This is a genomic window from Pseudomonas sp. TAE6080 (assembly GCF_018732265.1).
In the GTDB taxonomy this organism is placed as follows: Bacteria; Pseudomonadota; Gammaproteobacteria; order Pseudomonadales; family Pseudomonadaceae; genus Aquipseudomonas; species Aquipseudomonas brenneri.
Map to the genome: position 1 here is coordinate 40,701 of NZ_JAHIDY010000029.1, position 26,861 is coordinate 67,561.

23 protein-coding genes and 1 pseudogene are annotated in these 26,861 nt (G+C 60.8%); 19 read left to right on the forward strand and 5 right to left on the reverse strand.

Annotation, left to right across the window (positions count from 1 at the left end; translation table 11 throughout):
* Positions 1-166 precede the first annotated feature (166 nt).
* Positions 167-1,444: an HAAAP family serine/threonine permease gene (locus tag KL786_RS20560; RefSeq protein ID WP_215518802.1), complete on the reverse strand. Its 1,278-nt coding sequence runs from the start codon at positions 1,442-1,444 to the stop codon at positions 167-169.
* A gap of 237 nt (positions 1,445-1,681) precedes the next feature.
* Between KL786_RS20560 and KL786_RS20565 the strand changes: the two genes are divergently transcribed.
* The 6 genes from KL786_RS20565 to KL786_RS20590 all read left to right on the forward strand — a co-directional run bounded on the left by KL786_RS20565 (position 1,682) and on the right by KL786_RS20590 (position 6,392).
* Entirely contained in the window at positions 1,682-1,876 is a 195-nt protein-coding gene (locus KL786_RS20565; RefSeq protein ID WP_215518803.1) for a hypothetical protein, read from the forward strand.
* 440 nt (positions 1,877-2,316) lie between these two features.
* Positions 2,317-2,811 carry a DUF4822 domain-containing protein gene (locus KL786_RS20570; protein WP_215518804.1) on the forward strand — a complete coding sequence of 165 codons (495 nt, stop codon included), beginning with the start codon at positions 2,317-2,319 and terminating at the stop codon, positions 2,809-2,811.
* A 54-nt stretch (positions 2,812-2,865) separates the two neighbouring features.
* A complete protein-coding gene (locus KL786_RS20575; protein WP_215518805.1) occupies positions 2,866-3,285 on the forward strand; it encodes a hypothetical protein in 420 nt (139 codons plus the stop codon).
* A gap of 155 nt (positions 3,286-3,440) precedes the next feature.
* A complete protein-coding gene (locus KL786_RS20580; protein ID WP_215518806.1) occupies positions 3,441-4,391 on the forward strand; it encodes a 2-hydroxyacid dehydrogenase in 951 nt (316 codons plus the stop codon).
* A 144-nt stretch (positions 4,392-4,535) separates the two neighbouring features.
* Positions 4,536-5,603: a phosphotransferase family protein gene (locus tag KL786_RS20585; RefSeq protein WP_215518807.1), complete on the forward strand. Its 1,068-nt coding sequence runs from the start codon at positions 4,536-4,538 to the stop codon at positions 5,601-5,603.
* 21 nt (positions 5,604-5,624) lie between these two features.
* A complete protein-coding gene (locus KL786_RS20590) occupies positions 5,625-6,392 on the forward strand; it encodes an SDR family oxidoreductase (RefSeq protein ID WP_032860879.1) in 768 nt (255 codons plus the stop codon).
* A gap of 13 nt (positions 6,393-6,405) precedes the next feature.
* Here the strand turns inward: KL786_RS20590 and KL786_RS20595 are convergent, their stop codons facing one another.
* A complete protein-coding gene (locus tag KL786_RS20595) occupies positions 6,406-6,846 on the reverse strand; it encodes a carboxymuconolactone decarboxylase family protein (RefSeq protein ID WP_215518808.1) in 441 nt (146 codons plus the stop codon).
* 161 nt (positions 6,847-7,007) lie between these two features.
* On the opposite strand from KL786_RS20595, the gene pdxR reads away from it, so the two are divergent.
* The gene (gene pdxR, locus KL786_RS20600) at positions 7,008-8,441 is read left to right on the forward strand and encodes a MocR-like pyridoxine biosynthesis transcription factor PdxR (RefSeq protein ID WP_215518809.1); all 1,434 of its coding nucleotides are present in this window, start codon (positions 7,008-7,010) and stop codon (positions 8,439-8,441) included.
* An 83-nt stretch (positions 8,442-8,524) separates the two neighbouring features.
* The gene (locus tag KL786_RS20605; protein WP_032860883.1) at positions 8,525-8,932 is read left to right on the forward strand and encodes a cupin domain-containing protein; all 408 of its coding nucleotides are present in this window, start codon (positions 8,525-8,527) and stop codon (positions 8,930-8,932) included.
* Positions 8,933-8,935: 3 nt separating this feature from the next.
* Here KL786_RS20605 and KL786_RS20610 read toward each other — a convergent pair whose 3' ends face one another.
* Positions 8,936-9,565: a DNA-3-methyladenine glycosylase I gene (locus tag KL786_RS20610; protein ID WP_215518810.1), complete on the reverse strand. Its 630-nt coding sequence runs from the start codon at positions 9,563-9,565 to the stop codon at positions 8,936-8,938.
* 232 nt (positions 9,566-9,797) lie between these two features.
* Between KL786_RS20610 and KL786_RS20615 the strand changes: the two genes are divergently transcribed.
* Positions 9,798-11,108 carry a C4-dicarboxylate transporter DctA gene (locus KL786_RS20615; protein ID WP_090290893.1) on the forward strand — a complete coding sequence of 437 codons (1,311 nt, stop codon included), beginning with the start codon at positions 9,798-9,800 and terminating at the stop codon, positions 11,106-11,108.
* 9 nt (positions 11,109-11,117) lie between these two features.
* Here the strand turns inward: KL786_RS20615 and KL786_RS29665 are convergent.
* Positions 11,118-11,210 (reverse strand): annotated as a pseudogene (locus KL786_RS29665) (outer membrane lipoprotein carrier protein LolA); the annotation flags it as partial.
* Between the two features lie 48 nt (positions 11,211-11,258).
* Between KL786_RS29665 and KL786_RS20620 the strand changes: the two are divergent.
* The 3 genes from KL786_RS20620 to KL786_RS20630 all read left to right on the forward strand — a co-directional run bounded on the left by KL786_RS20620 (position 11,259) and on the right by KL786_RS20630 (position 13,775).
* Positions 11,259-11,960 carry a FadR/GntR family transcriptional regulator gene (locus KL786_RS20620; protein WP_215518811.1) on the forward strand — a complete coding sequence of 234 codons (702 nt, stop codon included), beginning with the start codon at positions 11,259-11,261 and terminating at the stop codon, positions 11,958-11,960.
* A gap of 15 nt (positions 11,961-11,975) precedes the next feature.
* Positions 11,976-12,677 (forward strand): GntR family transcriptional regulator, encoded by a 702-nt coding sequence (locus KL786_RS20625; protein ID WP_215518812.1) that lies wholly within the window; start codon positions 11,976-11,978, stop codon positions 12,675-12,677.
* A gap of 102 nt (positions 12,678-12,779) precedes the next feature.
* Positions 12,780-13,775, forward strand: coding sequence for a tetratricopeptide repeat protein (locus KL786_RS20630; RefSeq protein WP_215518813.1), 996 nt, complete (start codon positions 12,780-12,782; stop codon positions 13,773-13,775).
* 79 nt (positions 13,776-13,854) lie between these two features.
* Here KL786_RS20630 and KL786_RS20635 read toward each other — a convergent pair whose 3' ends face one another.
* Complete coding sequence (locus tag KL786_RS20635; RefSeq protein WP_215518814.1) at positions 13,855-18,714, reverse strand: NAD-glutamate dehydrogenase; 4,860 nt, start codon at positions 18,712-18,714, stop codon at positions 13,855-13,857.
* 459 nt (positions 18,715-19,173) lie between these two features.
* Between KL786_RS20635 and KL786_RS20640 the strand changes: the two genes are divergently transcribed.
* From KL786_RS20640 to KL786_RS20670, 7 genes are all read left to right on the forward strand, one after another.
* The gene (locus KL786_RS20640; RefSeq protein WP_215518815.1) at positions 19,174-19,527 is read left to right on the forward strand and encodes a hypothetical protein; all 354 of its coding nucleotides are present in this window, start codon (positions 19,174-19,176) and stop codon (positions 19,525-19,527) included.
* 251 nt (positions 19,528-19,778) lie between these two features.
* Positions 19,779-20,738, forward strand: coding sequence for an AAA family ATPase (locus KL786_RS20645; RefSeq protein WP_003218556.1), 960 nt, complete (start codon positions 19,779-19,781; stop codon positions 20,736-20,738).
* 5 nt (positions 20,739-20,743) lie between these two features.
* Positions 20,744-21,676 (forward strand): DUF58 domain-containing protein, encoded by a 933-nt coding sequence (locus KL786_RS20650; RefSeq protein ID WP_032860897.1) that lies wholly within the window; start codon positions 20,744-20,746, stop codon positions 21,674-21,676.
* Entirely contained in the window at positions 21,673-22,167 is a 495-nt protein-coding gene (locus KL786_RS20655) for a DUF4381 domain-containing protein (protein ID WP_215518816.1), read from the forward strand. Before KL786_RS20650 ends, KL786_RS20655 begins: the two co-directional genes overlap by 4 nt.
* Complete coding sequence (locus KL786_RS20660; RefSeq protein ID WP_215518817.1) at positions 22,160-23,248, forward strand: vWA domain-containing protein; 1,089 nt, start codon at positions 22,160-22,162, stop codon at positions 23,246-23,248. Before KL786_RS20655 ends, KL786_RS20660 begins: the two co-directional genes overlap by 8 nt.
* Positions 23,245-24,981: a tetratricopeptide repeat protein gene (locus KL786_RS20665; protein WP_215518818.1), complete on the forward strand. Its 1,737-nt coding sequence runs from the start codon at positions 23,245-23,247 to the stop codon at positions 24,979-24,981. The genes KL786_RS20660 and KL786_RS20665 overlap by 4 nt, the downstream gene beginning before the upstream one ends.
* Positions 24,978-26,618 carry a BatD family protein gene (locus KL786_RS20670; protein WP_215518819.1) on the forward strand — a complete coding sequence of 547 codons (1,641 nt, stop codon included), beginning with the start codon at positions 24,978-24,980 and terminating at the stop codon, positions 26,616-26,618. Before KL786_RS20665 ends, KL786_RS20670 begins: the two co-directional genes overlap by 4 nt.
* The last annotated feature ends 243 nt before the right edge of the window (positions 26,619-26,861 follow it).

Consider the following 26,861-nt stretch of genomic DNA (forward strand, 5'->3'; position numbering starts at 1 on the left):
TTTATGCCTGGAGAAATGTGGGGCCTGTTGTGGCCTCATCGCGGGCAAGCCCACACAGGGGATCTCGGCGAGGTAGGGAGTTTTGGACACACCACAAAACAAATGTGGGAGCTGGCTTGCCAGCTCCCACACAAACCCACCTTTTAGCGCTGTACAGCCTTGAGGCTTACGCCATCAAGGAATACACCACCGCTGTAATCGCCACCAAGCCTACCGCCGTGACAAAGACATTGGACGCCTGCCCACGGTACTTGGCCATGGCTGGCACCTTGCGAATCGCATACATCGGCATCAGGAACAGGATCGAAGCGATGATCGGCCCACCCAGGGCCTCGATCATTCCCAGGATGCTCGGGTTCAGCGTGGCGACGATCCAGCACACCACCAGCATGAAGCCCGCGGTCATGCGGTCCAGGGCCTTGGCACCCGGGCGGCGGCCGCTCTTGACGATCAGGCCCTTGAGGCCTTCGCTGGCGCCGATGTAGTGACCCAGGAACGACTTGGCAATCGCGACGAACGCAATCAACGGCGCGGCAAAGGCGATGGTCGGGTTATCGAAGTGGTTGGCCAGGTAAGACAGGATCGACAGGTTCTGCGCCTTTGCCTCGGCCAGTTGGCCTGGCGACAACGTCAGTACGCAGCTGAATACGAAGAACATCACCATCGCCACCATCAACAGGTGGGCACGGGACAGAATCTGCGAGCTACGCTCCTCGGCATGGGCGCCGTACTGGCGTTTCTGGTCAACGGCGAAGGCCGAGATGATCGGCGAGTGGTTGAACGAGAACACCATCACCGGAATCGCCAGCCACAGCGTATGCAGCAGCGCCGACGGCGCCGGCACGGTGCTGGCAGTGCTCAGGATCCCGCCATTCCAGTGCGGGACCAGATACACCGCCAGGAACAGCAAGGCGACAATAAACGGATACACCATCAGGCTCATGGCCTTGACGATCACCTGTTCGCCGCAACGCACCACGGCCAGCAGGCCAAGGATCAGCACAAACGACAGCAGCGCCCGAGGTGGCGGTTCAATGTGCAATTGGTGCGACATGAAGCTGCCCACCGTATTGGTCAGCGCCACACTGTAGATCAGCAGAATTGGGAAAATCGCGAAGAAGTACAGCAAGGTGATCAAAGCACCGGCCTTGATGCCGAAGTGCTCCTCAACCACCTCGGTGATGTCCGAGCCCGCACGGCCCGACAAGACAAAACGCGTCAGGCCACGGTGTGCGTAGTAGGTCATCGGGAACGCCAGCAGCGCTAGGATCAGCAGCGGCCAGAAGCCGCCCAGGCCAGCATTGATAGGCAGAAACAAAGTACCGGCGCCAATCGCCGTGCCGAACAGGCCAAGCATCCAGGTTGTGTCCTGGCGGCTCCAGCCCGTGAGGGTTACAGGTGTCGTTGCGTAGCGTTCATCGACGCTATTGGCCTGATCATTCATCCGCTCGGATCTCCGCTTTCATACGATCGCGACGAGTCAGAAAAACCTGACAGGCAGCGCCACGACCGTAACAGGGGCGCGATTGTCCGGGATTCGCCTGAATAAGCAAAGACTTAGCTGAGGAATGGTTGTGCGGAGCAGATAAATCAGATTGACGACAATTTGTTTGAATCAGGAACGTTACTCCGGCACCGCCCACTTACTGGAAGCTCTATCCCAAACCTTGGAGATTCAAGCATGACCACAACAAACCTGAATTTGTTCAACGCAGGCCAATTGGTCGATAGCGTAGCATCCCACATTGCCGATCAACTCAATGCACAAGAAAAGCCCAAGCAACCCCAGACTGAGACCTTCTCGTTTAACGGCGTTGAATACAGCGCCGCACCCAAACCTCGCAACACCCTGATCCCCACACCTCGAATCGGCTAAGGGTTCGCAACCAGCCCGGGGCGCGGATTTATTGCGCTATAGATTCGTTGCCCTCTACCGATGCCCTGAAGGCCCTTGCGCCGCCATCCCGTCACAGGGGTACGACTTTCCGGGACTCGCTTGAATAAGCACAACTGTCGCTGAGGAATAGTTGTTCAGTGCGAATGCGTTCAACCAGTCAACAATCATACAACCGCCGCTTCAACACAAAGTTTATATATTTTCCGGACTGTAAGTCCCTGACACCTTATCTGTAGGAATTAACCTACCCACCCCTAATTTCATATCAAACATTCAAATTATCTTTTAACTTATTATCACTGGATTTGTTACAAACATATTCCCAGGTATTGATAGCGCTTCCCATCAGACCTATATTCCCCCCCTGCCCACGCAGGCAACAACAAGAACAACAATAGAATCCATGCCGGAGTTATTTAATGCGTAAGTACAATGCTGTTTTTGCAGGCCTGTTTCTCGCTGGATTGCTCACCCCGCTCACCAGCCAGGCACAATGGGCAACCTCCGATGTCCACGCATTGGCCTCCTCCCCTCAGTGGCTGACCACCAAGGTCTATATCGAGGGTGCACCGCACGTAGACGTCAAGGACAAGTACCCGGGGGTGGTCGGCATCTCCATGTGGGACCCGACGCGCAATCGCTATGAGTTCTTCTACGCCGACACCGGGCTGTCAAAGTATGAGCATGGCGGCGGCGGTTACTTCCTGGTCACTGGCGACAGGAAAAACCATATCCTGGTGCCCGATAAAGGTCCGATCAGAAGCGTGGTGCGCCGGTTGGAGGTCTTGAACAATGAAGAGTTCACCTACTCGCGGGAAGTCCCTCGCGACATGCTTGAGACTAATGAAACCGTACGCATATATGTTGTTCACGCACCTTACAAAGGGCCAATCAAAACTTCCACCTCTCATTAAGTATTATTAATCGCCCCACATACAATTCATAAAACCAATAAAAAGACGCCACCTATGAAAACCCAACTCAAGTCCTTACTGATTTCCACCGTCTGGTTGTCCGCCCTTATTTCAAGCGGCGCCAGTGCACAGCCGACAGCCAAAGAACCTGTCGCTACTCCCGATAACGCAATCATGCTGACGGTTTTTCTAAAACATGATCAATCACGCCCATTAAGTGAACTAAGGGCACAACTTTCCAAACAGGAATTCTATAAAGTGTTTCCGCCAGCAGGAGTAGAGGTTGTCAGTTGGAACATCACCATGGGCATCGGACAAGTCATCGTCCTGCGCCTACCCGCCTCCCGTCTGTCTGCGGTCAACCTGGCATTGGAAAACACTGCTTGGGGAACCTACAGGACCGAATTTTTCCCTACCTATGATTTCAGGGAAATCGCCCAGGCGGAACAAAACAAGGTGAGACAGGCCCAGTAGCAGCCAAACCGATGCACAGCGTCTTCAGCCTGCGCAGGCGCTGGCATCCCCATGCCAAGACCTTCCGTCAAGGAAAGATCTTCCACTCGCAGGCATTTCGTACTACAAAAATGCCGCATAATCCAGGTATCAAACCCCACAACAAGAGCTGCCCCATGTCCGCCACTGTTCTGGTCCTGGTTGAAACCATCAACGAATACCTGCACATCATCGAGAGCAATGACTTTCATGTAATCCTGGCACCGACGCCGGCCGAGCGCGCCCAGGCCATCAAGGCCCATGGCACACAGATCAAGGCCGTGCTGACCCGTGGCCCTCTGGGGTTGTATGCCGAGGAAATCGCTGCCCTGCCGCTGCTGGAAATCATTTGCGTGATAGGTGCCGGCTATGAGCACGTGGACCTACAGGCTGCGAGTAACCGGGGCATCGTCGTCACCAACGGTGCCGGCGTGAATGCCCCATCGGTGGCAGACCACGCCATGGCGCTGCTGCTGTCGCTGGTACGTGACATTCCCCGGGCTGACGCAGCGGTACGGCGCAGCGAATGGCCCAAGGTCATGCGCCCGTCCCTGGCTGGCAAGCACCTGGGCATCCTGGGCCTGGGCGCGGTGGGCATGGCGATTGCCAGGCGCGCGGCCCTGGGTTTTGACATGCAGATCAGCTACCACAGCCGCCAGCCCCGTAGCGATGTGGACTACACCTACTGCGCAACCCCGGTGGAACTGGCACGCACCTCGGACTTCTTGATCATCGCCACCCCTGGCGGCGCCAGTACTCGCCACCTGATCGACCGCCAGGCCCTGGACGCCCTGGGGCCCAACGGTTTCTTGGTGAACATTGCCCGTGGCAGCGTCATTGTCACTGCTGACCTGATCAGCGCCTTGGAGCAGCGACGTATTGGCGGCGCAGCCCTGGATGTGTTCGATGATGAGCCCAGCGTACCCGACGCCCTCAAGCGCCTCTGCAACACCGTCCTCACCCCGCATGTGGCCGGGCTGTCGCCGGAAGCGGCTCACGACACCGTGCAGCGGGTGGCAGACAACCTGCTGGAGTACTTCGCCGGGCGCCCGGTGCTGACCCCGGTAGCACTGCCACCACGCGGCTAAGCCTTCACCAAATGACCGATCAGGCACGCTGATCATCATCCAACACGCTAACCTATTAAGCCGTCACAGCCTTGTGGCTGGTCGGCTGTGCGCATTAGATTAGCCAATAGTCCAAGGCCTCAAGAATAAGCAGAAGGGATAAGCATGGCGCTCAATGACCAATCCACCCAGATCCGCCCCGGCGAAGAACTGGATGCCAGCCTCATCGACCCGTACCTCAAGGCCCATATCCCAGGCCTGAACGGCAGCGCGAAAGTCAGCCAGTTTCCGGGGGGCGCCTCCAACCTGACCTACCTGCTGGAATACCCCGACCAGGAATTCGTCCTGCGGCGCCCGCCCTTTGGCCACAAGGCCAAGTCCGCCCATGACATGGGCCGCGAGTTTCGTATCCTCAATCAACTCAAGGATGGTTTCCCCTACTGCCCCAAGGCCTACGTGCACTGCACCGACGAATCGGTGATCGGTGCCGAGTTCTATGTGATGGAGCGGGTCAAAGGCATCATCCTGCGCTCGGACCTGCCGCCGGAGCTGGGCCTGGACGCAGCGCGCACCGAAGCCTTGTGCAAGAGTTTTATCGACAAGTTCGTCGAGCTGCACCAGGTCGACTACAACGCCTGCGGCCTGGCAGACCTGGGCAAGCCCGAGGGTTACGTGCAGCGCCAGATCCGTGGCTGGAGCGAGCGCTATGAAAAAGCCCTGACCCCCGACGCGCCGAAATGGGAAGCCGTGCGTACCTGGCTCAATGACAAGATGCCGGCCGATCATCCGACCTCCAGCATCGTGCACAACGACTATCGCTTCGACAACGTAATTCTAGACCCGCACAACCCGATGCAAATCATCGGTGTGCTGGATTGGGAACTGACCACCCTGGGCGATCCCCTGATGGACCTGGGCAACAGCCTCGCCTACTGGATCGAAGCTGCAGACCCAGCGCCCGTGCAACTGATGCGCCGCCAACCGAGCAACGCTCCCGGCATGCTCACCCGCCGCCAGTTTGTCGATTATTACGCCGAGCGCTCAGGCATCCAGATCGACAACTTCGACTTCTACTACACCTACGGCCTGTTCCGCCTGGCCGGCATCGTGCAGCAGATCTACTACCGCTTCTTCCATGGCCAGACCCAGGACAAACGTTTTGCGCAGTTCATTCACATGAACAAATTACTGGAGCAGATGAGCCTGAATGTCATCGGCAAATCCGCCCTCTGATAGCCCTCTCAAGGAACCACCATGTCCAAGACCAACCTGTTTGACCTCGACGGCAAGATCGCTTTTGTCTCCGGCGCCAGCCGTGGCATCGGTGAAGCCATTGCCAAACTGCTGGCCCAGCAAGGCGCCCATGTGATTGTCTCAAGCCGCAAGATCGATGGCTGCCAGCACGTGGCCGACGCCATCGTCGCCGCCGGCGGCAAGGCCACGGCCATTGCCTGCCATATCGGCGAGATGGAGCAGATCACCGAGGTCTTCGCCGGCATCCGCCAGCAGTTCGGGCGCCTGGACATCTTGGTCAATAACGCCGCTACCAATCCGCAGTTCTGCAACGTGCTGGACACCGACTTGGGCGCGTTCCAGAAAACCGTTGACGTGAACATCCGTGGCTACTTCTTCATGTCGGTGGAAGCCGGCAAGCTGATGCGTGAAAACGGCGGTGGCAGCATCATCAACGTGGCCTCGATCAACGGTATTTCCCCAGGGCACTTCCAGGGCATCTACTCGGTGACCAAGGCCGCCGTGATCAACATGACCAAGGTCTTTGCCAAGGAATGCGCGCCATTCGGCATTCGTTGCAACGCCCTGCTGCCGGGCCTGACCGACACCAAGTTCGCCTCGGCGCTGGTCAAGAACGAATCGATCCTCAACATGGCCCTGGCGCAGATCCCGCTCAAGCGTGTGGCCGATCCGAGCGAGATGGCCGGCGCCGTGTTGTACCTGGCCAGCGATGCATCGACCTACACCACCGGCGTATCGCTGAATGTGGACGGTGGTTTCCTCTCCTGACCCACATTTTTGACTAGGGGTTTGGCGGTTGCTTGCGAAAGCTCACCGCCAAGCGGTTCCAGCCGCTGATGGCAGACACCGCCATGGTCAGGTCCACCAGTTCCTGCTCACTGAGCACCTCGCGCATCGACGCATACAGTTCATCCGGTACATTGGAGCTGGGCAGCAAGGCAATCGACTCGCTCCAGGCCAGCGCGGCCTTTTCCCGCAGTGTAAAAAACGGTGAATCCTGCCACACGCACAGGGCAAACAACCTGCGCTCACTTTCCCCATGTTGACGCGCAGCCATCGAGTGCATGTCCGTGCAAAACCCACAGCGATTGAGCTGTGACACACGGATCTTGATCAGCTCCAGCAACGGCTTTTCGATGGACAGATCAAAGATCGACGCCTCCAGCATCAGCATGCCCTTGAGCGCTTGAGGCGAGGCGGTGTAGTAATTGAGGCGTTCCATTGGGCAATCTCGGGTGGCGAATGCGGTGACCGTCCAGCCTATCGGCACCCTGTCACAAGCCCAATAGCCAATCTGCAGGTTTAGCGGGAGGCCATCTTGACGATACCGGCACGCAGCACTTGCGAGTAACCTTGGCAGGATCGACCGCTTCGGGATCAAACATGGAACTGCACGTTGTCATCAACGGCCGCAAGGATCTGGCCGAACAGCTTTACCAACAATTGCGCGAGGCCATTGAGTCGGGGCGCCTGGCAGCCGGCGCGCAATTGCCCCCCAGCCGCTTGCTGGCCGAGCAACTGGGGGTGTCGCGCAAGACCGTGTCCGACACCTACACCACGCTGACCTACGAAGGCTTGCTGATCGGCAAGACCGGGCGCGGGACCTTCGTCAACGCCCACGCGTTGCGTGCCAAACAGCTGCAAAGTGCCACAGACCTGGCCTGTGCCGCCAACCTCGCCAAGTGGCAGGCACTGCCCTCCCCCATGCGCCATCCAACCCGCGATAGCACACTGCGCTACGAATTCATCGGCGGGGCCACCACCCGCAGCCTGTTCCCCCAGGACGAATGGCGGCGCTGCACCCAGGACGCATTGCGCCGCGTCGCCCAGAACAGTGGCTTCTACAGCCAGCCCGAAGGCCTGCCCGCCTTGCGCAGTGCGATTGCCGGGCACGTCGCCTTTTCCCGAGGCGTGAACTGCCGGGACGACGACATTGTGGTGTGCAACGGCGCCCAACAGGCCCTGGACATGATCGCCCGCGTGGTGCTGGAGCCGGGAACTATCGTCGCCATGGAAGACCCCGGCTACACCCCGGCGCGCCTACTGTTCGAAGCCATGGGCGCAACGGTTGCCTGCGTGCCGGTGGACGCACAAGGGATTGAAGTGGCGTTGATTCCCGACGGCACGCGGCTGATCTACGTCACGCCATCGCACCAGTTCCCCCTCGGCATGCCAATGAGCCTGCCACGGCGTGAAGCCCTTCTGGCGCGGGCCCTGGAGCTGGGTGCAATTGTGATCGAAGACGACTATGACAGTGACTTTCGCTACGAAGGCCGCCCCACTCACTCCCTGCAAAGCATGGACCAGTGGGGCATGGTCGCCTATGTCGGGACCTTCTCCAAAAGCCTGCTGCCGGAACTGCGCCTGGGCTATGCCGTACTGCCGCCGGTGATCCACGGCGCCGTCCTCAAGGCCAAGCAACTGACAGACCAGCACACCTCGACACTGGCGCAATGGGCGCTGGCCAAGTTCATCAACGAAGGCTATTTGCTCAAGCACATCCGGCGCTGTCACACCGTGTACGCTTCTCGTCGCGAGCGCATCCTCAGCCGCCTGGCCGGCGACTTGTCACCCTGGTTCGATGTCGTGCCCAGCGTGGCGGGCTTCCATTTGGCGGCGCTGTGCAAGGTGCCCGTCAACATTGCGCTGCTGATCGAGCTGGCGCGCCAGGTCGAAGTCGGGCTGTATCCGCTGGATGTGTTTTTTCATCAGGCACCGGTGCGCAGTGGCCTGATCATTGGTTTTGGCGCCATCGAGACCCTGGATATCGACCCTTCGCTGGACAAGGTCCGCACGATCTTGCAGCAGATTGGCTGAGGGGTTTTCCGGCCGATTGGCTATAGGTACGCCACGCTGCCGGGCGTAGGGTTAAGGGATCTGGAATGACTGGAAACCTCACCATGAAAACCCTGCTCGGCACCACCCTTCTATTGGCTTCGTTAAACGTCTTCGCCCACGAACCGGTCTACAACCAGGAATCGATCAAGGTGCTGCAAGAGCACGCCCTGAGCAACGTGCCTGGCAAGAAAACCATCATGCTGACCGTGGACTATGCGCCGGGCCAGGCCACCGTCCCTCACAGCCACACCGGCACCGCCGTGGCCTATGTGCTCGAAGGTGAAATCACCTCGCGGGTCAACGATGAGAAAGCCATTACCTACAAGGTCGGGCAATCGTTCTACGAACCGGCCGGCTCGCGCCACTTCGAATCCAGCAATGCCAGCCAGACCCAACCGGCCAAGTTGCTGGTGGTGATGGTTTTGGATGATAAGGCTGAGGTGCTGACGCCCCTGCCAGCGCAGAACTAAAGTTCAGGGGCGCCTGAACTGGCGCCGCAGGTCTTCAATTGGCTGCCGACAGGCGCAGCCCTCCAAGTGGTCATTGACCATGCCCATCGCCTGCATGAACGCATACATCGTCGTCGGTCCCACGAATGTCCAGCCACGCTTTTTCAAGGCCTTGGACAAACGCACCGACGCCGGCGACGTCGGATTGCCCGTCCAATAAGCCAGGTCCACCAACGCCGGACGCTCCTCGGCGCCCGGCTCGAACGCCCATAGCCAGGCGGCCAGCGACCCGCTTTCATCCACCAGCTCACAGGCCCTGCGTGCGTTATTGATGGTCGAGACAATTTTCGCCCGATTGCGCACGATGCCCGGATCAGCCATCAAGCGCTCAACATCCCGCTCGGTGTACAGCGCCACGCGGCGAAAATCAAAGCCCTCGAACGCCCGGCGAAAGTGCTCACGCTTACGCAGGATGGTGATCCACGCCATACCGGCCTGGAAGCCTTCCAGGCAGATCTTCTCGTACAACGCAATGTCATCGGCAACCGGCACGCCCCACTCGTGATCGTGATAATCAGGGTATTGGGCGGCGGCCGTGCGCCATGTACAACGGGTCAGTCCCGTTTCATCCGTCGTCAGTCCTGGCTTATCCATTTATCACCTCAACGGCCAAGCGACAGATGATAAGCGAAAAAAATTCCAGGCTACCAACCGCTCAAGCATCACGCTTACCGAGCAACTGGTCAGACCGGAGACCCTAAACACCCCACTCCCCCCTTGTAGTTTGCAAAAAACCCAGCGTAGACTGGCCACGCACTGGACTTACCGGTCAGACCACAACAATTAAGCCCTGGACCCACCAGGGCACCGAATAGAGATCCTTCCCATGCTCAGATGGTGCTCGCGTTCGATTTTCCTGCAAGTCGTCATAGGCCTGATGCTCGGCATCGCTTGCGGCTTGGCCCTTCCCGAATTTTCCGCACAACTCAAACCCCTGGGTGACGGCTTTATCAAGCTGATCAAGATGCTGATTGGCCTGATCGTCTTCTGCGTGGTGGTCAGCGGTATTTCCGGTGCCGGCGACCTGAAAAAAGTCGGGCGCATTGGCCTCAAGTCGGTGATCTACTTTGAGGTACTGACCACCATCGCGCTGGTGCTGGGCTTGATCCTGGCGTTCAGCACCGGGATCGGCAGTGGCGCCAATATCCACCTGGAACAGCTGTCTTCTGCAGGTCTCAATGAACTGGCGGATCGCGGCCAGCACATCAAGGGCACCAGCCAGTTCCTGATGGACCTGATCCCCAACTCGGTGATCGGCGCCTTTGCCGACAACAACGTATTGCAGGTGCTGTTGTTCTCGGTGCTGTTTGGCAGCGCCCTGAACCTGGTGGGTGAAGCTGCCTCAGGCATTTCACGTCTGATCAACGAATTGAGCCATGTGATCTTCCGCATCATGGGCATGATCGTGCGCCTGGCGCCGATTGGTGTATTCGGCGCCATCGCCTTTACCACCAGCACTTACGGCCTGGACTCGCTGCAACACCTGGGTAGCCTGGTGGGCTTGTTCTACCTGACGTGCATGGCGTTCGTCGCCATAATCCTCGGTGCCGTGATGCGCTTCTCGGGCCTGCGCATGTTGCCGCTGCTCAAGTACCTGCGCGAAGAACTGCTGATCGTGATGGGCACCGCCTCCTCCGACGCGGTGCTGCCACAGATCATGCGTAAACTGGAGCACTTGGGCATTGGCAGCTCCACGGTCGGCCTGGTGATCCCAACCGGCTACTCGTTCAACCTCGACGGTTTCTCGATCTACCTGACCCTGGCCATTGTGTTTATTGCCAACGCCACCGGTACACCGCTGTCGATGACCGACTTGCTGACAATCTTGCTGGTATCGCTGATCACCTCCAAGGGCGCCCACGGCATCCCGGGCTCGGCCCTGGTGATTCTGGCCGCGACCCTGACCGCCATTCCCGCGATCCCGGTGGTAGGCCTGGTGCTGGTGCTGGCGGTGGACTGGTTCATGGGGATTGGCCGGGCGCTGACCAACCTGATCGGCAACTGCGTGGCCACCGTGGCTATCGCACGCTGGGAAAAGGACATTGATATCCAACGGGCCAACAAGGTGCTCGATGGGCAACAAGGGTATGCGTTCCAGGCCAAGAAGCCGGTGTTGCCGGCCCATCAGGAGTTCTGAACCTTCCCCATACACTGTAGGAGCGAGCTTGCTCGCGAAAAACTTCAAGGCACCGCGCGCACCCAGTCTGCCCGCGTTATCGTTGATGACCTTCGCGAGCAAGCTCGCGCCTACAGTTGAAGGGTTATTTAAATTCAAGGAGCCCACGACGTGATCAGCACCTCAACCGTCGTCAATTCAGTCGTAGAAAAACTGCGCGCCGCCCTGGCCCGAGGCCAATGGCGACGTGGCGAAATGCTGCCCGGCCAGCGCGAACTGGCCGAACAAATGGGCATCAGCCGCCCCAGCCTGCGTGAAGCGGTGATCGTGCTGGAAACCCTCGGCCTGGTACGTTCGATGCCCGGCAAGGGCGTGGTCGTACTGGAAACCATCGTCAACGACCCCCAGTCCCATGACGCTGTGGCCGACGCCAGCCTCGCCGACATCCTGCAACTGCGCTACACCCTGGAGCCGTTTATCGTCGGCTTGGTGGCCCAGTCCATCACCAGCAAGGAAATCGGCCAACTGCGCCTGACCCTGATGGACATGCGCGAAGCCCTCGACGCCAACGACAGCGAGGCGGGAATGAACGCCTACATCGCGTTCCACGAAGAACTGTTCGCCCTGACCTCCAACCCGATTTTCCAGAACGTGGTGCAGCAGACCAGCAACGCCCTCAAGCAAAGCGCCCAGGTGCTACGCAACTCCCCCGAGCACCTGGCCGAACGCCTGCTGGAAAACGACGCGGTCGTGCGCGCCATCCGCAATAAAAACAGCGCCCTGGCCAGTGCCGAAATGCGCCGCCATATCCTCAACGAAGGCCAGCGCATGGGCATTGCCCTGAACATTCCTGACGATCATCTCGGCAACTGACTCCGGAGACTGGCCATGAACGCTCACGCCCTGCAACGCAACATCGCTGTCACCGCCCCGCCCAGCATGTGCCTGGTGGCCGGTAAAAAGCTCTCGGCGCAGGACATCTACCCACAACTGTTCGATGCCATTCTGGAGCAACGCATCGTGCCGACCAGTCGCTTTACCGAAGAAAGCCTGGCACACAGTTTTGGCGTCAGCCGCAGCGCAATTCGCCGAGTCCTGGCACGCCTGGCCGATCAGCAAGTAATCATCCTTCGCCCTAATTTGCGCGCCCAAGTGGCGGCACCGGATACCCACCACATGCAGCAAGTCCTGCAAGCACGGCGGTTGATGGAGGTGACGGTGGTCCACCTGGCTTGCGCCCAGGCAAAACCCGCTCAGATATCCCAATTGCGCGAGCTGATCGCACAGCAGGACGAATGCACCGAGCGGCGCCAGTATGGGTCGGCGATTCGACTGGCGGGGGAGTTTCACCTGCATCTGGCAACAATTGCAGGAAATCGACCGTTGGCACATTTCCTCAATAGCCTGGTGCCGCTGACATCGTTGTTCGTTGCCCGACACGACGCACAGGTCTACAGCGATTGTGCAGGCCAGGCACAGATGGCCATTGTTGAAGCACTAGGGCGCGCTGATGCGACAATCGCCGCTGCACGGATGACCCAGCATCTGGAACATCTCCAGCACCGCTTGGGCCAGCCCGATCAAGGCTAATCGCCCGCAGGCCCTTGCGGTAACTATCTAGCCACTCCTACCAGCAAATTCTCCATAGCCTGTATCTCGCACAACTTGAGTGCTTTATTACAGGTATCGAATATGTCTATTGACTCACCCGTGTTGTCGTCGCTGTTCACTCTGCTCACACAGCTGAACACCCAGACCGAGACAACTCCAGCAGTCCTGAGCCCTTCCTTGAGCCAATTGAATGAAGCGGCTAAAAAGACCGGACTTACGTTGTTCAAACTGGAGAACTATGAAAAAGCCAGGTACCACCTGACCATTGCCGCCGCCGCTGGAGACGTAGAGTCGCAATACGCCATGGCGACTTGTGAAACACGCCTGGACGGAGGATTTCGCTCTGCGAGTGAGAACACCAAAAAGTGGCTGAGGCTTGCGGCGGCCAAGGACCACATTCCGGCACTGATGCGACTGGGCGACCGCGACTCGCTGGCAAAGGCCAAGGACTTGGCAACAAGTGCTGCAGCCGACGGCAGTGCTCGCGCCATGCTGTACCTGTATACCCTGACCCAGAATGCCGAGTGGCTGGTCAAGGCCACAGCAACGGGCAACCCCGAAGCCCAGTACAAGCTGGCTGAGGCTTACCGCGAACAACCAGAGCTGATTACCAACACGGTAGAACGTGCAGCGCTGATTGCAGAGCTGTATCAAAAGTCTGCCGACAGCGGATACCCGGAAGCGGTCTACAACCGGGCTTTTACGTCGGATAAAACGATCAGTGTCGAGGAAAAACAAACACGGATTACCCAACTGGCACTGATGGGGCAGTTGGACGGGATACTGGAGTATGGCTATGCACTGGCCGGTCTGTCGCAGGACAGGACCAGAGCACCACACACCTATGGGCTTGAGAGAAACCTGCCCAAGGCCTATGCAATGCTGCAGTTTGTACTGATGAAAACAGACGGTGCGCTGCGTCTACAGACCGTCGAGCAAGACGCCTGGGCACTGCGGCACCAGTTATCCCCACGAGACAGCCACACGGCACAGGTCATTGTCAACGAGCTCCAGGACACCCTGCCGGTCGTGTTCAAAACCCTAAGCCCCATGGTCTTTCTGGGTAGAGCCTACTGACGCTCAGCCTTAGCACAAACCATGAAAAAGCCCCGTATCGTACGATACGGGGCTTTTTTTCAGCGCTTGAGCGAGACGGTTACAGCACCGATTGACCACTCAACGCCAGGTCCAGCAACTCACGGTTGGCGACTGCATACATGGCGTAATCCGTGCCGACGGCAGCACGAATTTCCACCATCATTGCGCGCCAGCGCTCGACCATGCTCGCATTCTGCTCAAGCCACAGAGCCACACGGGCTTCCATGCCTTCTGGCGCATCGGCCATTTGCAGAACCTTGATGGTGATCGCCCGTTGCTGCCAATCCACATCATCACGGAAGGCTTCACGGGCCTGGGCCTGCCAGTTGTTGCCTACCGGCAGATCGCTGATCTGCTGCAGGTACCACGGCAAATCCAGGGCGCTGCCCACAGCGAAGTAAGCCTTGGCCACATCCGCGGCACTCTGGCCGGTGACGTCGGCCGCTTCGATGATCGGCAACAGGGTGTACAGGTGAGTCGTGCCAGCAACCATGCGCGCCAGCAATTCCGGTACGCCAGCCTCGACGTACTTCTGATAACGGTTCTGCCAGCCTTCGCGGGTCGGCCCTTCCAGCAGCTCGTCGAGCTTGAGGCCCAACGCTGCCAGGTGCGGGCCGAAGTGCGCCACATCACGCGCCGCATCCTGCTCATTGCGACGGCTGCGCAGGAACCAGCGCGTGGCACGGCGGCCCAGGCGCATCAGCTCATCCATCAGCGCCAGTTGCACTTCAGCGGAGACCTGGTGGTCCAGGGCTTCGATCTGACGGAACCAGTGCGGGAGATGGAAAATGTCACGCACGATCACATAGGCGCCGGCCACGTTGGCCGGGCTCATGCCGGTCGACTCTTTGAGCCGCTGCACGAAGGTGATGCCCATGTGGTTGACCAGGTCGTTGGCGATCTGGGTGCTGACGATCTCGCGCTTGAGGCGATGGCGACGCATGGCCTCGGAGAACTTGGCCACCAGGCTCGGCGGGAATGCGGTCTCCATGTCACGGGTCAGGTAGTCGTCATCCGGTACCAGGGACTTGAGCAGGGCTTCCTTGAGGTCGATCTTGCTGTACGAGATCAGCACCGACAGCTCCGGACGGGTCAAGCCCTTGCCGGTGGCAGCGCGCTCGGTGAGCTGCTCCTCGGTCGGCAGGTACTCGATGGCGCGGTCAAGCTTGCCACGGCCTTCCAGGTCGCTCATCAGGCGCTTGTACTCGGCAGCACGCTCGTAAGCTTTGCGCGCGGCTAGGGACAGGGCCTGGGTCTGCTTGTAGTTGTTGCCCAACACCAGGTTGCCGACTTCGTCGGTCATGCTCGCCAGCAACTGGTTGCGTTGCTTGTCGGTCATGTCGCCGGCCTGCACCACTTCGTTGAGCAGGATCTTGATGTTCACTTCGTGGTCGGAGCAGTCCACGCCACCGGCGTTATCGATGAAGTCGGTGTTGGAACCGCCGCCATTGAGGCCGAATTCCACACGACCCAGTTGGGTCATGCCGAGGTTACCGCCCTCGCCCACCACCTTGCAGCGCAGTTCGTTGCCGTTGACCCGCAGTGCGTCGTTGGCCTTGTCGCCCACGTCTGCATGGCTTTCAGTGCTGGCCTTGACGTAAGTACCGATACCACCGTTCCACAACAGGTCCACCGGCGCCTTGAGCAAGGCGTTCAGCAGTTCGGTCGGGGTCAGCTTGTCGGCCTGGATGTCGAAGCGTTCTTTCATCTGTGGCGAGATGGCGATGCTTTTGGCACTGCGCGAGAAGATCCCGCCGCCTTCAGACATGATGCTGGTGTCGTAGTCGCTCCAGGCCGAACGCGGCAGCTCGAACATGCGCTGGCGCTCGACGAAGCTGGTCGCCGGGTTCGGGTTCGGATCGACAAAGATATGCAGGTGGTTGAAGGCCGCGACCAGTTGCAGCTTGTCAGACATGAGCAAGCCGTTGCCGAACACGTCACCGGCCATATCGCCGACGCCGACCACGGTGATGCTGTCTTCCTGCACGTTGATGCCGCGCTCACGGAAGTGACGCTGCACACCCACCCACGCGCCTTTAGCGGTGATGCCCATCTTCTTGTGGTCGTAACCGGCCGAACCACCGGAAGCAAACGCATCGCCCAGCCAGAAGCCGTAGTCGATGGCGATGCCGTTGGCGATATCGGAGAAGGTCGCGGTGCCTTTGTCGGCCGCCACTACCAGGTACGGGTCATCGTTGTCGTGGCGCACCACGTTCAACGGTGGCACCAGGGCACCGTCTTTCAGGTTGTCGGTAATGTCCAGCAGCCCGGAAATGAAGATGCGGTAGCAGGCGATGCCCTCGGCTGCGATCTCGTCCCGGCTGCCACCCAGTGGCAGGCGACGTGGCAGGAAACCGCCCTTGGCGCCCACCGGCACGATCACCGAGTTCTTCACTTGCTGGGCTTTCACCAGGCCGAGCACTTCGGTACGGAAGTCTTCTTCACGGTCGGACCAGCGCAGGCCGCCGCGAGCGACGTTGCCAAAGCGCAGGTGTACGCCTTCGACGCGTGGCGAGTAGACGAAGATTTCAAACTTCGGCACCGGCTTGGGCAACTCAGGAATGGCGTGCGGGTTGAACTTGAAGCTGAAGTACGACTTGTTCTGGCCGTTGGCATCCGTCTGGTAGAAGTTGGTGCGCAAGGTGGCCTTGATCAGGTCCAGGTAGCGCCGCAGGATGCGGTCTTCGTTGAGCACCTGCACATCGTCCAGGGCAGTGAGAATCGCTTGCTCCAGGCGTTGCTGCTTGTCTTCCAGGTCGTCACTGGTGAGCTTGCGTGCCAGGTAGAAGCGGGTCTTGAACAACCGGGTCAACTCGCGGGCGATGTCGGTGTGGTTGTTCAGGGTGCTGGCGATATAGCCCAGGTCAAAGCCCAGGCGGATCTGCTTCAGGTAACGGGCATAGGCACGCAGCAGCGCCACGTCACGCCATGGCAAACCGGCGGTCAGCACCAGGCGGTTGAACGCATCGTTCTCGGCATCGCCATTGACGATGTGCACGAACGCGTCCTGCAGGGTGTCGTTGAGCTGTTGGATATCGAGGTTCAGGCCTTCGGCGGCGGTGAACGCAAAGTCGTGGATCCAGAACTCGCGGCCATTGGCGTGGCGCAGGCGGTACGGGAACTCACCCAGCACGCGCAGGCCGAGGTTTTCCAGGATCGGCAGCACGTCGGACAGCGCCAGCGGGGTATCGGCGTGATACAGCTTGCAGTGCAACTCCTGCTGGCCGGTCACATGGCCCAGCGGCTGATAGAAACTCATCACCAGCGGCTTGGCTTCGGTCAGGTTCAACAGGTGCTGCATGTCAACCACGGCCGAGTGCGCGGCGAAGCGCTCGCGATAACCTGCGGGGAAGCCTTTCGGGAAATCCGCCAGCACGTTGGTGCCGTGGGCTTCGCCGAAGCTCTCGACCACGAGGCTGGCGTAGTCGTCCTGCCAGCTGCGGCAGGCCTGCACCACTTCTTTTTCCAGCAACAGCGGGTCGATATCCAGGCGGTTCTTCGGGTCAACCCGCAGAATCAGCTGCACACGGGCCAGCACGGACTCGGAGAAGAATGTCCAGAACTCGCAATCCGAGGCCTTCAGGCGATCCATCAGCACTTGCTGGATCTTCTGGCGCACTTCGGTGGAGTAGATATCACGCGGCACGTAAGCCAGGCAGTAGCAGAAACGACCGTACGGGTCTTTGCGCAGGAACACGCGGATCTTGTTGCGTTCCTGGATCTGCACGATGGACATCACGGTGCTGAACAGCTCATCCACCGGGGTCTGGAACAGGTCGTCACGGGGCAGCACTTCGACCACCTGGGCCAGTTCCTTGCCCAGGTGCGCCTTGGCCTGGAAGCCCGAGCGGCGCTCGATTTCCGCGACCTTGCGCCGGATATAAGGAATCACTCGCACGCTTTCGCCGTACACCGAAGAGGTGTAGAGGCCCATGAAGCGGCATTCCTTGATGACCTTGCCGTCAGCATCGATCTGGCGGATCGACACGTAGTCGGGATAAGCCGGGCGGTGCACACGGCTTGGGTGCGCGGCCTTGGCGAACGACAATACAGTCGGCTCGCGCAGGTAGGCCACGGCGTAGTCTTCGATGCGCAGGTCTTCGGCAGTGAGGCCGGCGCGCAGCAGCTTGGTCAGGCCGAGGAAGGAATTGGCGTCATATTCCAGATGACCGCCATCCTGCTCGTCGCGCACCACAAACTCTTCATAGCCCAGGAAGGTGAAGTGGTTGCCCACCAGCCATTCGAGGAAGCTCTTGATCTCGGCCTTTTCTTCGCCTTCGATGGCGAACTGGCTGTTGTCGATCCCGGCCAGCAGCTCCTGGACCTTGGCCTTCATCGGCTCGAAATCAGCCACGGCCACGCGCACTTCGCCCAGCACTTGCTCAAGTTCCTTGCTCAGGACGTTGAGTTCGGCGGCATTGGCGCAGCGGTCGATTTCCAGGTACATCAGCGATTCTTGCTGAACGTCGTCGCCCTGGGTGCCCTTGGGCAGGATTTCCAGCAACTCGCCCTTCTTGCCACGACGCACGCTGAGTACGGTGGTTTGCAGGGTATGGATGCTGTAGCCGCGACGGTTCAGCTCGGTACGCACCGAATCCACGAGGAACGGCAGGTCGTGGTGCAGCACTTCGACCGCCGTGTGGGTCGACTGCCAGCCATGACGTTCGTAGTCGGGGTTGTAGACCCGCACTTGCGGTTGGGTGTGGTCAAAGCGCTCAAGCAGGCGCCAGGCAGACAGGGTACAACCGGCCAGGTCGGACATGCGACGCTGGGTCAGTTCGTCCAGGGAAATGATGCCGAAGAATTGCTCAGCGAACAGCGCCACTTGTGGCAGTGCCTGTTCACTGATGTGCTGCGCCAGTGCCGCTTGCAGTTGATGCTGGAAGTCGGCTTTGCTGGCTGCGGTGAAGAACGCCATCTGTGGTACTCCGCTTGGGCTTGTTATTGATGGAAGCGTCGCGTGTTATCCCCTTGCGGGGAGACCGTCATTTCTGTTCGCAGGCAATGATGATAAACACCATAAACGAATCAGGGTGACAGGTGGGTGAAGCTGGACAAGTCAATGAGGTCACATGCCGCCAGTGGATGACGGTACAACGGGCAGGTCAGCGTCACGTTGGAGGCACATACGTTGCGCAGCTTAACGAGTGTGGGAAGTGGGCTGCTTGCGATGCTGCGACATATTCGGTCATCGGCACGCTGCACACTGGTTGCAATTTGTGCAACCCGAAAAAACCGGTAACAAAATTGGCTATTTTCAAGCCTGCGAGTGCCAAAAATGACTGATCCCAGCCCCAAGGTCATAACAGCATGCAGCACAAAATCCGTCGCAATGGCACAATTGCCGCGCTGCGCCCTCTCCCACACAGGATTCCACATGCAACTGACCACCGCCCACCTGCTCGCCACCCCGTGCGATGACGAAGAAGACAACATGGCCATGCTCTGCTGCCACGGCACCAATGGCGAGATGTTCATGCTGTCCCGTTATCCGGATGAGGACGAGGTGGAGCTGACCTGGGATTACGAGCCTTCGACCCTGGACGGCCTGAAGATCACCCTCGGTGCAACCACCTTGCTGGTGGAGATTGGTGCGCCAGACAAGGACGCGCTGGGCGGCAACGATCACCTGCTGATCAAGCACAGCACGCCTGCGTCGGACCTGGCCGAGGTCGAAGAAACCTTGCAGAACATTCTCAAGGGTACCGGCACCTACATCCGCACGCCTTGATTGGCGGCTGCAAAATCGCCATCGAGGGCAAGCCCACTCCCACATTTGAACGCACCACAATCCAAATGTGGGAGCGGGCTTGCCCACGATGAGGCCCTCATCGACGCCAAAAACCTCAGACCTTTCCCATAACCCCCAAAAAATACCCCCCGGTTCGTTAGTCGCCAGCCCCTCCAATGCATTAAAGTAAGCGCCCCAGGCCCTGGCATTTTTCACACTCCCCAGGCTCATCTTTCCAGGAACCGTCATCGATGGAACATCGTGAAGCGCTGCTCGCGCTGCGAACCTTTCTTTCTACGCAGATTCTCGGCCAGGAAAAACTCATCGAGCGCCTGCTCATTGCCCTGCTCGCCGACGGCCATATGCTGGTAGAAGGCGCGCCCGGCCTGGCCAAGACCAAGGCCATCAAGGAGCTTGCCGAGGGGATCGAAGCACAGTTCCATCGCATCCAGTTCACCCCCGACCTGTTGCCCGCCGATATCACCGGCACCGAGATCTATCGCCCGGAAACCGGCAGCTTCGTGTTCCAGCAAGGGCCGATCTTCCACAACCTGGTGCTGGCGGACGAAATCAACCGTGCCCCGGCCAAGGTGCAGTCGGCCTTGCTCGAAGCCATGGCCGAACGCCAGGTCAGTGTCGGGCGCAGTACTTATGAGCTGTCGCCGCTGTTTTTGGTGATGGCCACGCAAAACCCCATCGAGCAGGAAGGCACCTACCCCCTGCCCGAAGCCCAGCTCGACCGCTTCCTGATGCACGTCAAGATCGGCTTCCCCGATGCCGCCGTGGAGCGGCGCATCCTGCAACAGGCCCGTGGCGAAGCCCTGAATGGCGAGACCAAGCCCGAGCGGCGGGTCAGCCAGCAGGCGATTTTCGCTGCACGCAAGGAAATCCTCGGCCTGTACATGGCCGATGCGGTGGAGGAATACCTGGTGCAACTAGTCATGGCCACCCGTACCCCGGCCAAGTTCGACCCGGAAATGGCCGAGTGGATTGCCTACGGCGCTAGCCCCCGGGGCTCGATCGCCCTCGACCGCTGCGCCCGGGCCCACGCCTGGCTGGCCGGCCGCGACTTTGTCAGCCCGGAAGATATCCAGGCCGTGCTGTTCGATGTACTGCGCCATCGGATCATTCTGTCGTTCGAGGCCGAGGCGGCCGGCATCGACCAGGACCGCGTGGTGCAGCGTATTCTCGACGTCGTAGCCGTCGCTTGATCCCCATGAATACCGGCGACGGGATCCGTGTCACCCTCAGCGAATTGATCGAGATGCGTCATCGCGTGCGAGAGGTGCAGCTGTTTTCCACGCCGAGCCAACGCAGCCCGTTGATCGGCCTGCATCACTCCAAATTGCGCGGGCGCGGCGTCGACTTCGACCAGGTGCGGGTGTACCAGGCCGGCGACGACGTGCGCACCATCGACTGGCGCGTCACCGCGCGCACCCAGGAGCCCCACACCAAGCTGTTCCATGAAGAACGCGAACGCCCGATCTTTATCATGGTGGAGCAAAGTTGCCGGTTGTTTTTCGGCTCCGGGCTGATGTTCAAGTCGGTTCTCGCCGCCCAGGCCGCGAGCCTGATCGGCTGGGCCGCGCTGGGGCACAACGACCGGGTCGGCGGCCTGGTGTTCGGTGACAACGAACACTATGAAATCAAGCCGCGACGCAGCAAGCAAAGCCTGCTGCAACTGCTCAACCGCCTGGTGCGGGTCAACCAGAGCCTCAACACCGAGAGCCGTCCCGAGGCCGATGCCCTGGGCATGGCCCTGCGCCGTGGCCGCGAAGTACTGCGCCCCGGTAGCCTGGTGATTGTGATCTGCGATGAACGTGCCCTGACCGAAGGTGCCGAGCAGCAACTGAGCCTGCTGTCGCGCCATTGCGACCTGTTGCTGCTGCCGGTCTCAGACCCGCTGGACCACGCCCTGCCCGCCGCCGGGCTGCTGCGTTTCGCCGAGCGCGGCGCGCAGTTGGAAATCGACACCTTGAACTTCGAACTGCGCCAGGCCTACAAGGCCCAGGCCGAAGCACGCATCGCCCGTTGGGAGTTGCTCGCGCAGAAGCTACGGGTCTTGCTGATGCCCTTGAGCACCCAGAGCGAAATGGTCGAGCAACTGCGCGAATACCTCAACCCGCAACGCCCGGTGAAAAAGCCATGAGCAGCCTGGACCCACTGCAACCGCTGATCGCCCCGCCAGCCATTGGTTTCTGGCCACCGGCGCCGGGCTGGTGGCTGTTGCTGGTGCTGATCCCCCTGGCGGGCTGGGGCGTGTGGTCACTGCGTCGTTTCCTGCCGGGCAAACGCCCCGTGGGCCGGGCCGAACAGCCTCTGGACCCATTGCGCATTGCCGCCCTCGCAGAACTGGCGCTGATGCCCAAACCCTACGATGGCGCACCGGCCGGCGCCTGGCTGCAACAGCTCAACGGCCTGCTCAAGCGCCTGTGCCGCAACGACTACCCCTACAGCCAGAGCCACACCCTCAATGGTCGCAAATGGCTGGCGTTTCTCGACAACCGCTGCCCGGCGGCCGGCCTCACGCGATGGATGGTCCTGGTGGAAGGCGCCTACAAACCCGAATGCAAACTCGACGACAAGGCCATTGCCGGCCTGACGCAAGCGGTCGACACCTGGATTCGCAAACATGTTTGAGTTCGCCTGGCCGTGGGTCTTTGCCTTGTTGCCCTTGCCGTGGTTGATGCGCCTGATCCTGCCGGTGGCCGACAGCGGCGAGCCGGCCTTGAAAGTCAGCTTCCTCGGCGACCTCGAAGGCCTGGCCCGGCGGCGCGCGCGGATCAACCTGCCGGGCTGGCGCCAGCAAGCACCTTTCGTAGTGCTATGGCTGTTGCTGCTGACCGCCGCCGCTCGCCCGGAATGGCTCGGCGAGCCGCTGCCAATCGCCGCCAGCGGCCGCGACCTGCTGGTGGCGGTGGATGTATCCGGCTCCATGGACTTCCCTGATATGCAATGGCAGGACGAAGACGTCAGCCGCCTGAGCCTGGTCAAGCACCTGCTTGGAGACTTTCTCGAAAGCCGCGAGGGCGACCGTGTTGGCCTGATCCTGTTCGGCAGCCAGGCCTACCTGCAAGCGCCGCTGACCTTCGACCGGCGCACCGTGCGCACCTGGCTGGATGAGGCGCGCATCGGCATTGCCGGCAAAAACACCGCGATTGGCGACGCCATCGGCCTCGCCCTCAAGCGCCTGCGCCAACGCCCGGCACAAAGCCGGGTGCTGATCCTGGTCACCGACGGCGCCAACAATGGCGGCGAAATCGACCCGCTGACGGCCACCCGCCTGGCCGGCGAAGAAGGGGTGAAGATCTACCCCATCGGTATCGGCGCCAACCCAGAACAAACCGGGACCCTGGGCATGCTCGGCCTCAATCCGAGCCTGGACCTCGACGAGCCGGCACTCAAGGCCATTGCCGAGGCCACCGGCGGGCAGTACTTCCGCGCCCACGACGGTGCAGAACTGCAAGCGATCAAGGAAACCCTCGACCAGCTGGAACCGGTGGCGCAACAGCCGACCCAGGCCCGTCCGGCCCAGGCGCTGTATAGCGGGCCGCTGGCCCTGGCGCTGTTTCTGAGCCTGTTACTGGTGATCCAGGAGCGCTGGCCGGACAACGCCCTGCAGCGTCTGCTCAATAAACTCTCGACCAAGGGCCATTTCCTGCAACAGCATCCGCAATGGCGCCAACGCCTCAAACGCCTGCGTTTACGGAGGCGGCGATGATCGCTTTATGGCCGCACTGGATGCGCCCCTGGTGGCTGTTACTGCTGCCTGTACTTTGCTGGTTGCTGTGGCAACTGTGGCATCGGCAGAAACGCGCAGGGCGCTGGCAGATGATCCTGCCGCCGGCTTTCCACGCCGCCCTGCTCAGTGGCGGCAATGGCCGGGAAAGCAAATCGCCATGGCTGCTGCTGGGCCTGGCCTGGCTGCTGGCGACGCTGGCCCTGCTGGGTCCTGGCTGGCAGCGAGTCGAACAGATCAGCCAGAAACCCGCCGACCCGCTGGTGGTACTGCTGGAACTGACCCCCGAGATGCTCGCCACCGACAGCCCGCCCAATCGCCTGGAACAGGCGCGGCGCAAGCTGGTGGACCTGCTGCAGGCGCGCAGCGATGCGCAGACCGCCATCGTCGTCTATGCCGGGAGTGCCCATACGCTGGTGCCGCTGTCGGACGACCTGGCTACCAGCCGCAACCTGTTGGATGCCCTGCGCCCCTCGATCATGCCCGAGGCCGGCCATCGTGCGGACCTGGCAGTGGAAAAAGCCCTGGACCTGCTCAAGCACGGCGGCCTCGGCCAGGGCCGTTTGTTGCTGATAGGCTCGTCACTGTCCAAACAGGAGCGCCAGGGCATTCGCCTGCTGCTGCAAGGCCAGGCGCCGAGCCTGTCGATCCTCGGAATCGGCAGCCGCGAAGGCACACCCGTCACCCAGGAAAGCGGTGAGTTCCTCAAGGATGAACAAGGCGCGATCCTGATCCCGCGCCTGGACAGCCCGACGCTCAAGGCCTTCGCCAGCGAAATGGGCGGTCGCTATCGCCAGGCGCGCCTGGATGACAAGGACCTGCGCAACCTCGGTCTGCTGGACGGCCCGCAAAACCTGCGCGACGACGGCCAGCGCCTGCAACTGGACACCTGGGCCGACCAGGGTTACTGGTTGCTGCTGCCGCTGCTGTTGCTCGCCGCCTGCGCCGGGCGTCGGGGCTGGCTGTTCTGCCTGCCGTTGCTGCTATTGGCAGCGCCACAGCCCAGCTATGCGTTCGACTTCCAGGATTTGTGGCTGCGCCCCGACCAACAGGGCCAGTACCTGCTCAAGCAAAAGCGCCCGGCCGAGGCCGCCGAACACTTTGAAAACCCGCAATGGCAAGGTGTCGCCCTGTATGAGGCAGGCAACTACGCCGAGGCAGCCCGGCGCTTTGCCGAGGGCAATGACGCCTATTCCCACTACAATCGCGGCAACGCCCTGGCCCGCGCCGGGGAGCTGGAAGCCGCGATAGACGCCTATGAGCAAGCACTGGAAGCCCAGCCGGACTTGCAGCCCGCCTTGAAAAACAAAGCCCTTGTCGAAAGCCTGTTGCTGGAAGAACCGGAACCCGAACCGCCAACACCTGAAAAAAACGAGGATGACGAATCCGCCCAACCCGGCCAAACTGCGCAACCAGGCGACAACAGCCAGCAAACCAGCAGTGGCGAGCAATCCCCCCAGGGTGCGGGCCAGGCGGGCACGGCGGAGAAACCCACCGGCCCCCCGCCGCCTTCTGGCAACAACGAAGTACCCGGCAGCGAACTGGGCGACGAGCAGACCACCACGCCCCCCTTGCGCCCGGCCAATGCCAACCTCGACGAGGAGCACCGCCAGGCCCTGGAACAATGGCTGCGACAGATCCCGGACAACCCCGGCGAGTTGTTGCGACGCAAATTCTGGTACGAACAGCAACAACATCAGGACAAGACTCGATGAGCCGCTGCACCCCATTCCTCTTAGTGCTCGCGCTGTGGGCCGGCCACGCCCAGGCGGTCGAACTGGCCGCCAGTCTCGACCGCAGCCGCGTCAATTCCGGGGAAACGGTGGAGCTGACCATCGAGTCCAACGACGTCACCCAGTTCGGCAAGCCGGACCTGTCGCCCCTCGACCCGCTGTTCGACGTACGCGGCACCCGCCAGATCAACCAACTTACCACCCTCGACGGAGCCAACCACGCGACGACTCGCTGGATCATCACCTTGCAGCCCAAGACCACCGGCACCGTGGTGATCCCGTCACTGCAACTGGGTGAGTTCAAGACCCAGGCGCTCAGCCTGCAAGTGGACGAAACCCTGGGCCAGGACAGCGACAACCAACTGGCGCCGGTTTTCATCGAAGCCAGCCTCGACCAGGACAGCGTCTATGTGCAGGCCCAGGCCCTGTTGACCGTGCGCATCTACCATTCGGTGGCGCTGTATGACGACAGCAGCCTCGCACCCTTGCAGTTGTCTGACGCGCGGGTCGAGCAAGTGGGCGATTCACGCACCTATGAAAAAGTCATCAACGGCGTGCGCCATGGCGTGATCGAAATGCGCTACGGGATCTACCCGCAGCACAGCGGACAACTGCTGATCCCCGCGCAAATGTTCAGCGCGACCATGGTCGAACCGCGCCCGGCCCAAGGCACCCCGCCCCAGGCGCCCAGGCCTGGCAAGCTGTTGCATGTCAATTCCACCGAGATCCCCCTGACGGTCAAGCCCAAGCCTGCGCTCTATCCAGCAGATGCCCCCTGGCTGCCGGCCCGCAGCCTGAGCCTGGGCGAAAGCTGGAACCCGGAACCGACAAACGTACAGGTCGGCGACTCCCTGACCCGCATCCTCACCCTCAAGGCCGAAGGCCTGGCCAGCGCCCAGTTGCCCGCGTTGCCAAGCACCGAAATCGCCGGTCTGCGGCGCTACCCCGACCAGCCGGTGCTGAGCAACCAGAACAGCGAACGTGGGGTGATCGGCAGCCGCGAAGACCGCGAAGCCCTGGTGCCCAATCGCGCCGGAGCCCTGGAGTTGCCCGCGGTGGAAGTGGTGTGGTGGAACACCCACGAGGACCATCTGGAACGCACCAGCCTGCCGGCCCGCACCCTGCAAGTGGCGGTCAACCCGAGCCTGGTGGTCGACACCCCGGCCACACCCACCGTGATCACTGCGCCGGACGATGGCCGTCTGTGGATCTGGCAGCTCACCAGCCTGTTCCTCGCCTGCACCACCCTGCTCGGCTTCGGCCTGTGGTGGCGCGCCCGCTCACGCCCGGCAATCCTGCGCGCCGCCCAGACAGGGCCCAGCCCCCGTACCTTGCTCGACGACCTCAAGCGCGCGAGCCAGGCCAATGACCCCCAGGCCACGCGCCAGGCCCTGGACGCCTGGGCCCGCCAGCAACCGGAAACCCTGGCGGACATGGCGGCGCGGTTTGTGCCGTTGTCCGATGCGCTGGATGGGTTAAACGGCGCGCTCTACAGCGAAAGCGGCCAGTACTGGCAGGGCGAGGAGTTGTGGCGGGCGGTCAAGGCCATCCCCATGGCCGAACGCGAACAGGCGCCGGTGGCCGACAGCACCAGCCTGCCGCCGCTGTATCCCAAGTAACCGTCCATTTTGTCCCTATCCGCTGAGGCATACGCGTACTCCTGTAGGAGCTGGCTTGCCTGCTCCCACAGGAAAATGCAGCTTCGCGCTCGGGCTTTGGAGGGTTCGTCATAGATTGTTAAAGGCCAGCAATCCATATCCCTTTAATTTGCAGGACGTTTCCTAGACAATCCCACGGCCTTGCGCCTGTTCACCTCACTGGCTAGCCTTCGCTCCGTCGCTGCATATCAGCGATCGGGTGTG

Bases quoted from the DNA above. Each gene is read 5' to 3' on its own strand.
- KL786_RS20565 (WP_215518803.1), top strand. From the start codon at position 1,682: ATGACCACAACAAACCTGAATTTGTTCAACGCAGGCCAATTGGTCGAT.
- KL786_RS20610 (WP_215518810.1), bottom strand. From the start codon at position 9,565: ATGGATAAGCCAGGACTGACGACGGATGAAACGGGACTGACCCGTTGT.
- KL786_RS20660 (WP_215518817.1), top strand. From the start codon at position 22,160: ATGTTTGAGTTCGCCTGGCCGTGGGTCTTTGCCTTGTTGCCCTTGCCG.
- pdxR (WP_215518809.1), top strand. From the start codon at position 7,008: ATGGAACTGCACGTTGTCATCAACGGCCGCAAGGATCTGGCCGAACAG.
- KL786_RS20605 (WP_032860883.1), top strand. From the start codon at position 8,525: ATGAAAACCCTGCTCGGCACCACCCTTCTATTGGCTTCGTTAAACGTC.
- KL786_RS20590 (WP_032860879.1), top strand. From the start codon at position 5,625: ATGTCCAAGACCAACCTGTTTGACCTCGACGGCAAGATCGCTTTTGTC.
- KL786_RS20570 (WP_215518804.1), top strand. From the start codon at position 2,317: ATGCGTAAGTACAATGCTGTTTTTGCAGGCCTGTTTCTCGCTGGATTG.
- KL786_RS20635 (WP_215518814.1), bottom strand. From the start codon at position 18,714: ATGGCGTTCTTCACCGCAGCCAGCAAAGCCGACTTCCAGCATCAACTG.
- KL786_RS20615 (WP_090290893.1), top strand. From the start codon at position 9,798: ATGCTCAGATGGTGCTCGCGTTCGATTTTCCTGCAAGTCGTCATAGGC.
- KL786_RS20580 (WP_215518806.1), top strand. From the start codon at position 3,441: ATGTCCGCCACTGTTCTGGTCCTGGTTGAAACCATCAACGAATACCTG.
- KL786_RS20625 (WP_215518812.1), top strand. From the start codon at position 11,976: ATGAACGCTCACGCCCTGCAACGCAACATCGCTGTCACCGCCCCGCCC.
- KL786_RS20665 (WP_215518818.1), top strand. From the start codon at position 23,245: ATGATCGCTTTATGGCCGCACTGGATGCGCCCCTGGTGGCTGTTACTG.
- KL786_RS20655 (WP_215518816.1), top strand. From the start codon at position 21,673: ATGAGCAGCCTGGACCCACTGCAACCGCTGATCGCCCCGCCAGCCATT.
- KL786_RS20670 (WP_215518819.1), top strand. From the start codon at position 24,978: ATGAGCCGCTGCACCCCATTCCTCTTAGTGCTCGCGCTGTGGGCCGGC.
- KL786_RS20650 (WP_032860897.1), top strand. From the start codon at position 20,744: ATGAATACCGGCGACGGGATCCGTGTCACCCTCAGCGAATTGATCGAG.
- KL786_RS20645 (WP_003218556.1), top strand. From the start codon at position 19,779: ATGGAACATCGTGAAGCGCTGCTCGCGCTGCGAACCTTTCTTTCTACG.
- KL786_RS20575 (WP_215518805.1), top strand. From the start codon at position 2,866: ATGAAAACCCAACTCAAGTCCTTACTGATTTCCACCGTCTGGTTGTCC.
- KL786_RS20560 (WP_215518802.1), bottom strand. From the start codon at position 1,444: ATGAATGATCAGGCCAATAGCGTCGATGAACGCTACGCAACGACACCT.
- KL786_RS20595 (WP_215518808.1), bottom strand. From the start codon at position 6,846: ATGGAACGCCTCAATTACTACACCGCCTCGCCTCAAGCGCTCAAGGGC.
- KL786_RS20640 (WP_215518815.1), top strand. From the start codon at position 19,174: ATGCAACTGACCACCGCCCACCTGCTCGCCACCCCGTGCGATGACGAA.
- KL786_RS20630 (WP_215518813.1), top strand. From the start codon at position 12,780: ATGTCTATTGACTCACCCGTGTTGTCGTCGCTGTTCACTCTGCTCACA.
- KL786_RS20585 (WP_215518807.1), top strand. From the start codon at position 4,536: ATGGCGCTCAATGACCAATCCACCCAGATCCGCCCCGGCGAAGAACTG.